An 11,194-nucleotide genomic window follows, 5' to 3' on the forward strand; every position below is an offset into this window, starting at 1 on the left:
GATCGGCATGTTGTCCTCGCTGGTCGGCGCCGGCGGCGCCTTTGTGTCGGTGCCCTTCATGACCTGGTGCAACGTGAAGATCCACGACGCCGTAGGCACATCGGCAGCGCTGGGTTTTCCAATCGCACTGGCAGGTACGTTGGGATACATCTGGGCCGGCCAGGGCATGCCGGAGATGCCGCCTGGCTCCATCGGCTACCTGTACCTGCCGGGCCTGATCGTGGTCTCGCTGGCCAGCATGTGTACCGCGCCGCTGGGTGCGCGCACGGCGCACCGCATGGATATCCGGCCGCTCAAAAAAGTGTTCGCCGTGGTGCTCTACATTCTCGCGGCATACTTCCTGTTCCGCTAAAACAGCTCCGACCCCGACGACCCACAATGAAAATCGCATTCATCGGCCAACAGGAATTCGGAAAAGCCGTGCTGGAGGTCTTCCTGGCACGCGGCGACGAGGTGGTCGGCGTCTTTTGTGTGCCGGAGAAAGCCGGCGCCAGACCAGACGCGTTGCGCGTGGCCGCGCAGGCCCTGCACCTGCCGGTGTTCCAGTTCAGCAGCCTCAAGAGCAGTTATGCCGAACAAGCCATGCGTGACCTCCATGCGGACATCGGCGTGATGGCTTATGTGGTGCAGTTCGCGCCCCAGACCTTCGTCAACATTCCGCGCTGCGGCACCATCCAGTTCCACCCTTCACTGCTGCCCCGGCACCGGGGGCCCTCCTCCATCAGCTGGCCGATTGCGCTGGGCGAAACCCGCACTGGCATCAGCATCTTCCGTCCGACCGACGGCCTCGACGAGGGCCCGCTGGTGCTGCAGAAGGCGTGTGACATAACGCCTGACGAAACCCTGGGCGAACTCTATTTCAACAAGCTGTTTCCCATGGGTGTGGCGGCCCTGCTGGAAGCGGCGGATCTGGTCACCGCGGGGCAGCACCGGGAGCAGGCGCAGGACGAGTCGCAAGCCAGCTACGAAGGCTGGTACCACGAGGAAGAGTCGCGCATCAACTGGGCCAACCATGTCGACCAGGTTTACAACCTGATCCGCGCCTGTAACCCGGCGCCAGGGGCCTGGACCGTACTCGGAGACACCCGCGTCTGGCTCTACGACTGCCGCAAACATCCGGTGCGCGGCTTTGCCGGCGTACGCGGCAAGCCCGGCGAGATCGCCGGTCTGACAGACTCCGGCTTGCTGATCAACTCGCATGGTGGCCAGATCGAGGTGCTCAAGCTGAAGCCTGAAGGCGGCGCGAAAATGAATGCAGCCGAATTCGCACGCGAGCGCGGGCTCGTCACCCCGGCGGCCTGAGCCCGCTCACTTCCTGCGACGCGCCGGCACTGCCTTGGGCCGGTACCCGATGGTTTGCTCGATCAGCGCGCCGCCATCGCTCATCAGAAAGGTCTTGAAGGCCTGCGCCACCGGCGTCAGCCGCTTGTTGCGCCGGTGCACCACATACCAGTTCAGCATCAGCGGGAACCCCTGCACATCAAGCACGCTGAGACTGCCGACCTGCAGCTCGCGGCTGATGGTGTGGGCCGACAAAAAGCTCACGCCCATGCCCGCCATCACAGCCTGTTTGATGGTCTCCGTGCTTTTGATTTCCATCGCGATATTGAGATCGGCCAGATACACGCCAAAACCCTCCTCCATGGAGTTCCAGGTGTCGGAGCCTTTTTCCCTAACCACAAACGGCTCACGCGCCAGCCGCGACAAGGTGATGCGTTTCTTGCTGGCCAGCGGATGGTCGGGGGCAGCGACCACCACATAGGGGTGGGGCGCAAAGGCTTCGCTGACCGTGTCGAGGCCCAGCGGCGGGCGCACCATGATGGCCAGGTCCGTCAGATTGTCGCCCAGCTGACTCAGTAACTCTTCCCGGTTGCAGACCCCGAAATCGAGCGTGACCCCGGAGTGCCGACGCGCGAATTCAACCAGCAGACGCGGCAGAAAATAGTCGCCGGCGCTGATCACCGCCACATTGAGCTTGCCGCCGGCCACGCCCTTGAACTGCGCCATGGCCTCTTCAACCTCCTTGAACTGCTGGATGATGATCCGGCTGGAATGCAGCATCTCCATGCCTGCCGGCGTGAGGTGAATTTTCTTGCCGAGCTGCTCGAACAGCGGCAGACCGGCGTGATCTTCCAGCTTCTTGACCTGAATCGAGACGGCGGGCTGCGACAAGTGCAACTCCTCCGCGGCCCTTGAAAAGCTCAAATGCCGGGCCACCGACTCGAAAACCTTGAGCTGGCGCAATGTCGCGTTTTTCATGCGGCCTCAATCTATAACTTATAAGTTATTGATAGTATCAAATACTTTTACTATCGATAATCATCGTTCTTCCCTACATTTGCATTCAGCCCGGTGCAAAAGCGCCGCCCCTTCGACCAGAGCGTCACCCCAAGAGGAGAACTCCATGCTCAATGCCCTGCTTTCCCAAACCGCCGCCGGCCAGGCCGCCGAAGCCCACCGCCACGCCTACAACGCCGCGTTCGAGGAACTGGGCCTGACCTGGTACTGGGATGCCGCCACCTATGCCCGCCTGCAGGTCCACGGACGCGACGGCGTGCGCATCTACCTGGAGACCGAGCAATCCCACCTGCTGCGCGCTTACGAAACCGACTTTCTGGTGGGCGCCATCGAAACCACTCAGGCCCGTTGCTACGCGAGTATGGGACGACGGGCCATTCCGGCGCCTTACGGCTGGGCCGGCGACACGCACCTGTCCGCACCAGCACGTCACCACGCCCCCTGCGCCTCGCCTTCGCTGCGAGCGGCGACCCGTGCGCTGACCTGAAAGCATGGAATGACCAATCACTGGGTGCGCTTCATGGAAGGCCAGTCCATCCGGTTCGGAAGGATGCAGGGCGAACAGATTCAGGTCTGCGAGGGTGACATGTTCATTCACGCTGTTCCGACCCAGCGCCTGGTGCCACTGACCGACGTGGAACTGCTGACACCGGTTCAACCCACCAAGGTCATCGCCTTGTGGAACAACTTTCATGCGCTGGGCGAGAAACTCCATCTGCCCGTTCCCAAGGAGCCGTTGTACCTGATCAAGTCCCCGAACTCCTATCTGGCGCCAGGCGGCACCATCCGCAAACCGCCTTGCGACGGCAAAGTGGTTTTTGAGGGCGAGTTGGGCATTGTCATCGGCAAGACCTGCAAGCAGGTACCGGAACATGAAGCACTCGATCATGTGTTTGGCTACACCTGCGCCAACGACGTGACCGTCGCCGACATCCTGAACCGCGACGCATCCTTTGCCCAGTGGGTGCGGGCCAAGGGTTTTGACACCTTCTGCCCCTTCGGCCCGGTGGTTGCCACCGGCCTGGATCCGGCAAAACTGGTGGTCAGGACGCTCCTGAACGGAGAGGTGCGCCAGGACTATCCGATCAGCGACATGCGCTTTTCAGTCGCGCAACTGGTGAGCCTGATTTCACAGGACATCACCCTGTACCCCGGCGACATCATCCTCTGCGGCACCTCGGTGGGCGTGGGCGCCATGAAGCCGGGCAGCACCGTCGCGGTGGAAATTGCCGGCATTGGCAAGCTCAGCAACCGTTTTGAATAACAATTTCTGGGGAGAACGGGTGTGAAGATTGCGATCATTGGCGCCGGAGCCATCGGCGGTTATGTGGGTGTGAAACTGGCATTGGCGGGCGAGGACGTGACCTTCATGGTGCGAGGCGCCAATCTGGACGCCATCCGCAGGAACGGCATGAAACTCATCATGCATGACGGCAGCGAACATGTCGCCGCTGATGTCAAGGCCACCAACAACTATGCGGTAGCCGGCCCGCAAGACATGGTGATTCTCGCCATGAAAGCGCACCAGGTCGAGGCAGTGGCTGATGATCTGCCCAAACTGTTCGGACCGCACACCACCGTGGTCACCATGCAAAACGGCATCCCCTACTGGTATTTTCACAAGCATGGTGGACCGCTGGAGGGCAGCCAGGTGCACAGCGTGGACCCCACCGGCATCCTGGTCAAAAATATTCCGCCGCAGCGCGTCATCGGCTGCGTGGTTTATCCGGCATCGGAGCTGGTCGCGCCTGGCGTGGTCAGGCACATCGAAGGCGACCGCTTTCCGGTGGGCGAACTCGACGGCACAGCCAGTGAGCGGGTGGCGCGCATCTCCGAATGTTTTTCCGGGGCGGGCTTCAAGGCGCCGGTGCTTGACAACATCCGTTCGGAAATCTGGCTCAAGCTCTGGGGTAACCTGACCTTCAACCCCATCAGCAGCCTGACGCACTCGACCTTGCAGGACATCTGCCAGTTCCCGCTGTCACGCGAACTCGCGGCGAGCATGATGCGCGAAGCGCAAGAGGTTGCCCACAAGCTAGGCATTGAATTTCGTGTGACACTGGAAAAACGCATTGCAGGTGCCGAGAAGGTCGGCAAACACAAGACATCCATGCTGCAGGACATCGAGGCCGGGCGGGCGCCCGAGATTGATGCCCTGGTCGGCTCCGTGGTGGAACTTGGCCGTCTGACACAAACGCCTACGCCCCACATCGACACGCTTTACGCGCTGGTCAAGCTTCTGTCCCGCACCATGCAGGAGGAAAGCGGGCAAGTGCGGCTGCAACTCGCCGCATGAAGACAACAGGGGCCCGCTCCCCAGAGCGATCAGGACCCGGTAGCCAGCGATTTTTTCATCGCCTGAACTGCTGAATCCGGAGGCGTTGCAAATTCATACTTGGCCCCGAGGTCCAGCGCCTTAAGCAGCATGGGACTGCTGGTTTTCAGCGAGGTAAATTGGGTCGTCGCCTTTTTCACGACATCTGCCGGTGCGTTGGGATGTACATAAATGCCATACCCCCAGCTGGCATTGGTCGCCGGTACAACCACCAGTTGAGCCATGTGAATCCGCTCATCCGTTCCATGGTGGTTCTTCATGGTGGCAGCCTGGGCAGACTGAAGCCGGGTGATCAGTCCAGCCCAACGATCTGCCTGCCAGTGAAAAGCGGCCTTGGTCGGCAGATAGCTTTGTCCCAGCCCCTGCTGAGGCATGACCTCCACCACCGTACCGCAGAAATTATCGGCCTTCACCAGTGAGGTGGTCACGCCACTTTTCATGCCGAAGCAACTGGTGGTTTTAAGCTTGGCCAGTACCTTGGCTTGCTGCTCGGGCGGCAGGGACTTCAGATCGACGGGTTTGCCGTCCTTGACGGTTCCGATATCGGCCAGGATCAGTACGGCTGACTGGATCGGATCCACATTGATCGCCACCGGGCGATAACCCGAGGCCAGACCCACCACCGGGTTGCCATACACCCAACACGGCGGGACTGCCTTTTTGACGGCAGTCAGCACATCCTGCGTTTCCCGGATGTTGATGACCGTGGAGACGGACAGGCCGGTCGGCTTGACGAACTCAATCAGCTCCCTCAACGCGCTTTCGGTTTGGGAGGAACCCTCTCCACGAATGACTTGGGGATTCAGATACAGCCCGCCTTCACACGACTGCGCATGGGCTGCAAGGTTGCAAAAAAGCAGACCCGCCAACAAGAGTTTCTTCATGGTTACCGCCTGAGTTTGATAACGCCGTTTTGTCAACGTAACAAAACGAAACCAGTCTACTGACGGACCCGCGGGCGCTTCTTGATCGCGGTCAATATTCGACGGCACGGCCCCACGGTCACGCACAGGAGCGCGCGAGGAGAAAAACACGCCTGAAACGCCCCCGGACAAACCCTAGCGCGCTTCGAAAGTTGAGCAAACTTGACCCCCGTCAAGAGTTTTTTATCCAGTTGGTAAGACCATATTGGTGTGATACGTTCTGGCGAGGAAGTCAGCAAGAAGTTCCAGCCTCAAATCCGAGTTACGCAACACAGGAGACAACGCAATGAAGATCAAACTTTCCAACCTCAAAAGCAGCCTTGCGACCGCCGCAGCCATCGCGGTGATGGCCATGGGGTCAGCCCATGCCGCCTGGGAGCCGACCAAGCCGGTTGAGTTCGTTGTACCCGCAGGCACTGGCGGCGGCGCTGACCAGATGGCGCGGCTGATCCAGGGCATCGTGATCAAACACAAGCTGATGAAAGAGCCGCTGATCGTTGTCAACAAGTCAGGCGGCGCGGGCGCGGAAGGTTTCCTGGAAGTGAAAGGTGCAACGGGCAATCCGCACAAGATCATCATCACCTTGTCCAACCTCTTCACCACACCGCTCGCAACCGGCGTGCCCTTCAACTGGCGTGACATGACGCCTGTCTCCATGATGGCGCTTGACCAGTTCGTGTTGTGGGTCAACGCGGAAAACCCAGCCAAAAATGCCAAGGAGTACCTGGCCGCCGTGAAGGCCGCGGGTCCGAGCAAGATCAAGATGGGCGGGACCGGCTCCAAGCAGGAAGACCAGATCATCACCGTTGGCATTGAAAAGGCCACCGGCACCAAGTTCATCTACATCCCGTTCAAGGGCGGTGGCGAAGTGGCGGTTCAACTCGTCGGAAAACACGTCGACTCGTCCGTGAACAACCCGATTGAGGCGGTTGCCCAGTGGCGCGCTAACCAGTTGCGCGCGCTGTGCGTCTTTGATGAAAAACGCATGACCTACAAGGCCAAGGTGACCGACACCCAGTCGTGGGCCGACATCCCGACCTGCAAGGAAGCCGGTGTCCCCACCGACTACACCATGCTGCGCGGCATCTTCATGGCGCCTGGCGTAACCAAGGACCAGCTGCAGTTCTATGTCGATCTGCTCAAGAAAATCCGCGACACACCGGAGTGGAAAGACTACATGGAAAAAGGCGCGTTCAACCAGACCACCATGTCCGGTGATGAATATGCAAAATGGCTGGGTACAGCAGAGCAGCGCCACCGCGAACTCATGAAGGAAGCCGGTTTCATCGCGAAGTAAGAAAAGAAGGCCCCCGTTCGCGGGGTTTTCTCCTGCGGGCCGGCACACGCCGGCCCGACATTCAATCGAGTTCGCCCTGGTCCAGGGCGCTCAAATCCAACGGAGTTGCTCATGGAGCCAAACCAAGAAACCGGCGCGGAGTCTCGCACGGGCGTCGCGACCTATATCGTCGAAGCGATAGTCGCTACCTGTATTGTCATCATGGGGGCCGTGGTTCTCCAGGGCAGCTGGGCCCTCGGATCGGGATGGACCAGTGACGGCCCTGGCGCCGGCTACTTTCCTTTTTACATCGGCATCATCCTGTGCATTTCCGGCGTCGGCACCTTGTACCAGGCCCTCTTCGGAAAAAACAAAAATACCGACGTGTTCGTCGACGGCGAACAACTCAAGCGCGTGTTGTCGGTTCTGCTGCCGGCCATGGTCTACGTGCTGGCGATCCAGTTTGTGGGCATCTACGTGGCGTCTGCGGTTTACATCGCACTTTTCATGATCATTCTCGGGAAGTTTTCGCCCATCAAAAGTGTGATCACCGCGCTGATAGTGGTGGTGTTGTTTTTCTTCATGTTTGAGGTCTGGTTCAAGGTTCCCTTGTTCAAGGGCCAGTTCGACCCGCTGAGTTTCCTCGGCTACTAAGTCCTCCTTACCCGCACAGAACCCATTGAACTTTTACTGACCGGACATCGAAATGGAAGAACTAAACTCGCTTTTTCACGGATTCAGCGTCATCCTGACGCCGATGAACATCCTGCTGATGTTCGTGGGCATCATCCTGGGCGTGCTGATCGGTGTGCTGCCCGGCCTGGGCGGCGCCAACGGAGTGGCCATCCTGCTGCCCCTGACCTTCACGATGTCGCCAACCTCGGCGATCATCATGCTGTCATGTATTTACTGGGGCGCCCTGTTTGGCGGTGCCATCACCTCCATCCTGTTCAACATTCCGGGTGAGCCCTGGTCGGTGGCAACCACCTTCGACGGCTACCCGATGGCCCAGCAGGGAAAGGCCGGCGCCGCGTTGACGGCAGCGTTCACCTCGTCATTTATCGGCGCGTTTGTGGCCGTGGTGATGATCACCTTCCTGGCTCCCCTGGTTGCCAAGTTTGCGCTGAAGTTTGGCCCTCCGGAGTTCTTTGCTGTGTACCTGCTGACCTTCTGCAGCTTCGTCGGCATGGGCAAAGGGTCGCCGTTCAAGATCCTGGCCTCCATGACCATCGGTTTTGCGCTGGCGTCTGTCGGCATGGACACGGTGACCGGCCAGTTGCGTCTGACCTTCGGCATTCCGGACCTGATGCGCGGCTTCGATTTCCTGATCGCGGTGATTGGCCTGTTTGGTATCGGCGAGATTCTGCTCTCCATGGAAGAAGGCCTGGCGTTCTCCGGGAAAAGCGCCAAGATCGACCCCAAGGTGGTGCTCGAAACATGGAAGAAGCTGCCGAAATACTGGATGACCTCGGTTCGCAGCTCGTTGATCGGTATCTGGATGGGCATCACGCCTGGCGGCGCCACACCGGCCTCGTTCATGAGTTACGGCCTGGCCAAGAAAATGTCCAAGAACGGCTCCAAGTTCGGCACCGGCGAACTTGAGGGCGTCATTGCGCCAGAAACCGCAGCACATGCCGCAGGCACCAGCGCCCTGCTGCCAATGCTGGCATTGGGCATTCCCGGCTCCCCGACTGCAGCCGTTCTGCTGGGAGGCCTGCTGATCTGGGGCCTGCAGCCCGGACCCTTGCTGTTTGTCGAGCAAAAAGACTTCGTTTGGGGGCTGATCGCCAGCATGTACCTCGGTAATCTGGTGGGCCTGATCGTGGTGCTGACCACCGTGCCGCTGTTCGCGTCCATCCTGCGGATTCCGTTTTCCATCATCGCGCCGGTGATTGTGGTGATCTGTGCGATTGGCGCCTACACCGTCCACAACGCCATGCTGGACATCTGGTTCATGATGCTGTTCGGCGTGATCGGCTACCTCTTCAAGAAGCTGGACTACCCGCTCGCACCGCTGGTGCTGGCGCTGGTTCTCGGAGACAAGGCAGAAGACTCGTTCCGCCAGGCGATGCTGGTATCACAGGGCGAAATGTCCATCATGTGGTCCAACCCGCTGGTTGGCGGCATCACCGCGCTGGCCCTGATTTTGCTGTTGTGGCCGCTGATCTCCCGCGTGATCGCCCTGGTTCGTCCGCCCAAGAAGGACGAATTTGCAGCGGAGCAGCCGGTCGACTGAGCGTCTGGCCCCACCAACAAAAAAGCCGGGTAGATCACCCGGCTTTTTTTATTCCTCCGCCACGCGGCTGGTCAGATTTTTCCGCGCTGCTTCAGACGGCTCAGGGTTTCCGCCGAGAGGTTCATGTAAGACGCCAGCTCTTTTTTTGGAATGCGATCAAACAGCTCAGGGTGTTTACGCAGGAAGCGCTTGACCCGACCTGGCGCATCCAGCAAATGCAGTGTGATGGTGTGCGCCATGATCTCGCTCATGAGGCGCATGACGTAATACTCAAAGGACTGCTTGATGTCGTAGTGCCGTTCGAGGAAGGCCACCCAGTCCGACAGCGGTAGCTTGGCCACCCGGACTTTGGTCACGCAAACGGTGCTGTAAGGCGTGGGAGTTCCCAGACGCCATGCCGCGTAGCTCGTTTCCATATCGCGTTCGTCGGCGAAACGCAAAATCATCTCCTTGGCCTCCTGATTGGTTACCACCCGTTTCAGGATGCCTTCCAGGATGAAATACTGCTCCATTTCGTGGGCGCCTTGATGCAACAGGGTGTCGCCTTTCTGGCTATCGACGATCACCAGATGTGACTCCAGTTCAGCGCTTTGCTCTGCCGTCATTCCCTTGAGAACCAGGTTTTGCCCCAGCTGGACACGAATGACATTTCTATCGGGATGGTTTTGTACAGACAGCATGACGACTTAAGGTTGAACCGGATCCGGATTTTGGTCTTCTCCGGAAGGTCCGAATACACCGAAAATTGACCGTGGTCAATAGAGAAACCCGAATCGATTCCTATGATACCCCGACGGTGCAAAAGACCTGTCCGGCTGAGGTAGCGGGATGGCGATTCCCCAGTGAAAACCCTTACCACTGGGTCTTTGGCAACCTGATGCTGCCGGCCTTGTTGCTCCATCCTTACCGAAGTCAAACGAAGAGACATCCATCATGACAAACGACGCTCAATCAACAGAACAGACCGACGGGTTTCAACTTGTCATCGACGCCCTGAAACTCAACGGCCTCACCACCATCTACGGGCTGCCGGGAATTCCGGTCACGGACCTGACCCGCAAGATGCAGGCTGAAGGCATGCGCGTGATTTCGTTCCGCCATGAGCAAAACGCTGGCAACGCCGCCGCCGCCGCCGGTTTCATGACCGGCAAGCCCGGCATCTGCCTGACGGTGTCCGCCCCCGGCTTCCTGAACGGCTTGACCGCGCTGGCCAACGCCACCACCAACTGCTTCCCCATGATCCTGATCAGCGGCTCCAGCGAGCGCGAGATCGTCGATCTGCAACAGGGTGACTACGAGGAGATGGACCAGCTGGCCATCGCCAAGCCCCTGTGCAAGGCCGCCTTCCGCGTGCTCAATGCCGAAGACATCGGTGTGGGCATCGCCCGCGCCATCCGCTCCGCCGTCTCCGGCCGCCCGGGGGGGGTGTACCTGGATTTGCCCGCCAAGCTGTTCGGCCAGGCCATGGACGCCGCGGCCGGCAAGGCTTCGCTGATCAAGGTGATCGATGCAGCCCCGCGCCAGATCCCGGCCCCGGACGCCGTCAAGCGTGCACTGGACCTGCTCAAGAGCGCCAAGAAGCCCCTGATCCTGCTGGGTAAAGGCGCCGCATACGCCCAGGCCGACGCCGACATCAAGGCCTTGATCGAGAAGACCGGCATCCCCTACCTGCCCATGTCCATGGCCAAGGGCATCCTGCCCGACACCCATGAACAGTGTGCCTCGGCTGCGCGCTCCTTCGTGCTGCCGGAAGCCGACGTGGTGCTGCTGGTCGGCGCGCGCCTGAACTGGCTGCTCTCGCACGGCAAAGGAAAAACCTGGGGTGCCGCGGGCACGCAGAAATTCATCCAGGTCGACATCGAACCGCGCGAGATGGACAGCAACATCGAGATCGCCGCGCCCGTTGTCGGTGACATCAGCTCCGTCGTTGCCGTCATGCTCTCGCGTATCGGCGATGGCTGGGTGAAGCCGACGTCGTGGGCTGAGTGCATTCGCACCAAGGTGGTCGACAACGTCGCCAAAATGGCGCCGCGCCTGAAGAACAACAACAACCCCATGGATTATCACGGCGCACTCGGCGCGCTGAAAGATATCTTCACGCAGCGCCCCGATACCATCCTGGTCAA

Annotated in this window: 12 protein-coding genes; 9 read left to right on the forward strand and 3 right to left on the reverse strand. The window is 59.9% G+C overall.

Annotation, left to right across the window (positions count from 1 at the left end; translation table 11 throughout):
* Together ACH2CW_RS06860 and ACH2CW_RS06865 are read left to right on the forward strand one after the other, a co-directional pair.
* Positions 1-352 (forward strand): sulfite exporter TauE/SafE family protein (locus tag ACH2CW_RS06860; RefSeq protein WP_395056435.1); only part of this gene is annotated, 352 nt, incomplete at its 5' end.
* Between the two features lie 26 nt (positions 353-378).
* Positions 379-1,302 (forward strand): methionyl-tRNA formyltransferase, encoded by a 924-nt coding sequence (locus ACH2CW_RS06865; RefSeq protein WP_395056437.1) that lies wholly within the window; start codon positions 379-381, stop codon positions 1,300-1,302.
* A gap of 6 nt (positions 1,303-1,308) precedes the next feature.
* Here the strand turns inward: ACH2CW_RS06865 and ACH2CW_RS06870 are convergent, their stop codons facing one another.
* Positions 1,309-2,259, reverse strand: a complete 951-nt coding sequence (locus tag ACH2CW_RS06870) for a LysR family transcriptional regulator (protein ID WP_395056439.1) — start codon at positions 2,257-2,259, stop codon at positions 1,309-1,311.
* A 145-nt stretch (positions 2,260-2,404) separates the two neighbouring features.
* On the opposite strand from ACH2CW_RS06870, the gene ACH2CW_RS06875 reads away from it, so the two are divergent.
* The 3 genes from ACH2CW_RS06875 to ACH2CW_RS06885 are packed head-to-tail and all read left to right on the forward strand — an operon-like array spanning position 2,405 to position 4,594.
* Positions 2,405-2,785, forward strand: a complete 381-nt coding sequence (locus ACH2CW_RS06875; RefSeq protein WP_395056441.1) for a hypothetical protein — start codon at positions 2,405-2,407, stop codon at positions 2,783-2,785.
* A 9-nt stretch (positions 2,786-2,794) separates the two neighbouring features.
* The gene (locus ACH2CW_RS06880; protein ID WP_395056443.1) at positions 2,795-3,562 is read left to right on the forward strand and encodes a fumarylacetoacetate hydrolase family protein; all 768 of its coding nucleotides are present in this window, start codon (positions 2,795-2,797) and stop codon (positions 3,560-3,562) included.
* A 21-nt stretch (positions 3,563-3,583) separates the two neighbouring features.
* Positions 3,584-4,594 (forward strand): 2-dehydropantoate 2-reductase, encoded by a 1,011-nt coding sequence (locus ACH2CW_RS06885; RefSeq protein ID WP_395056445.1) that lies wholly within the window; start codon positions 3,584-3,586, stop codon positions 4,592-4,594.
* A gap of 29 nt (positions 4,595-4,623) precedes the next feature.
* On the opposite strand, the gene ACH2CW_RS06890 is transcribed toward ACH2CW_RS06885, so the two are convergent.
* Entirely contained in the window at positions 4,624-5,517 is an 894-nt protein-coding gene (locus ACH2CW_RS06890; RefSeq protein ID WP_395056447.1) for a hypothetical protein, read from the reverse strand.
* A 325-nt stretch (positions 5,518-5,842) separates the two neighbouring features.
* Between ACH2CW_RS06890 and ACH2CW_RS06895 the strand changes: the two genes are divergently transcribed.
* The 3 genes from ACH2CW_RS06895 (at position 5,843) to ACH2CW_RS06905 (ending at position 9,068) form a co-directional block, all read left to right on the forward strand.
* A complete protein-coding gene (locus tag ACH2CW_RS06895; protein ID WP_395056449.1) occupies positions 5,843-6,853 on the forward strand; it encodes a Bug family tripartite tricarboxylate transporter substrate binding protein in 1,011 nt (336 codons plus the stop codon).
* 111 nt (positions 6,854-6,964) lie between these two features.
* Positions 6,965-7,486 (forward strand): tripartite tricarboxylate transporter TctB family protein, encoded by a 522-nt coding sequence (locus tag ACH2CW_RS06900; RefSeq protein WP_395056451.1) that lies wholly within the window; start codon positions 6,965-6,967, stop codon positions 7,484-7,486.
* A gap of 52 nt (positions 7,487-7,538) precedes the next feature.
* On the forward strand, positions 7,539-9,068 hold the full coding sequence (locus tag ACH2CW_RS06905) for a tripartite tricarboxylate transporter permease (protein ID WP_395056453.1): 1,530 nt from the start codon (positions 7,539-7,541) through the stop codon (positions 9,066-9,068).
* A 71-nt stretch (positions 9,069-9,139) separates the two neighbouring features.
* On the opposite strand, the gene ACH2CW_RS06910 is transcribed toward ACH2CW_RS06905, so the two are convergent.
* Positions 9,140-9,748: a Crp/Fnr family transcriptional regulator gene (locus tag ACH2CW_RS06910; protein ID WP_395056455.1), complete on the reverse strand. Its 609-nt coding sequence runs from the start codon at positions 9,746-9,748 to the stop codon at positions 9,140-9,142.
* Positions 9,749-10,001: 253 nt separating this feature from the next.
* Here ACH2CW_RS06910 and oxc point away from each other — a divergent pair.
* Positions 10,002-11,194 (forward strand): oxalyl-CoA decarboxylase (gene oxc / locus ACH2CW_RS06915; protein ID WP_395056457.1); only part of this gene is annotated, 1,193 nt, incomplete at its 3' end.

The organism is Polaromonas sp. (assembly GCF_043778355.1).
In the GTDB taxonomy this organism is placed as follows: Bacteria; Pseudomonadota; Gammaproteobacteria; order Burkholderiales; family Burkholderiaceae_C; genus Polaromonas.

Excerpts from the sequence above, each read along its gene's own strand:
- ACH2CW_RS06875 (WP_395056441.1), top strand. The coding sequence starts at position 2,405 with ATGCTCAATGCCCTGCTTTCCCAAACCGCCGCCGGCCAGGCCGCCGAA.
- ACH2CW_RS06905 (WP_395056453.1), top strand. The coding sequence starts at position 7,539 with ATGGAAGAACTAAACTCGCTTTTTCACGGATTCAGCGTCATCCTGACG.
- ACH2CW_RS06900 (WP_395056451.1), top strand. The coding sequence starts at position 6,965 with ATGGAGCCAAACCAAGAAACCGGCGCGGAGTCTCGCACGGGCGTCGCG.
- ACH2CW_RS06890 (WP_395056447.1), bottom strand. The coding sequence starts at position 5,517 with ATGAAGAAACTCTTGTTGGCGGGTCTGCTTTTTTGCAACCTTGCAGCC.
- ACH2CW_RS06895 (WP_395056449.1), top strand. The coding sequence starts at position 5,843 with ATGAAGATCAAACTTTCCAACCTCAAAAGCAGCCTTGCGACCGCCGCA.
- ACH2CW_RS06865 (WP_395056437.1), top strand. The coding sequence starts at position 379 with ATGAAAATCGCATTCATCGGCCAACAGGAATTCGGAAAAGCCGTGCTG.
- ACH2CW_RS06870 (WP_395056439.1), bottom strand. The coding sequence starts at position 2,259 with ATGAAAAACGCGACATTGCGCCAGCTCAAGGTTTTCGAGTCGGTGGCC.
- ACH2CW_RS06880 (WP_395056443.1), top strand. The coding sequence starts at position 2,795 with ATGACCAATCACTGGGTGCGCTTCATGGAAGGCCAGTCCATCCGGTTC.
- ACH2CW_RS06910 (WP_395056455.1), bottom strand. The coding sequence starts at position 9,748 with ATGCTGTCTGTACAAAACCATCCCGATAGAAATGTCATTCGTGTCCAG.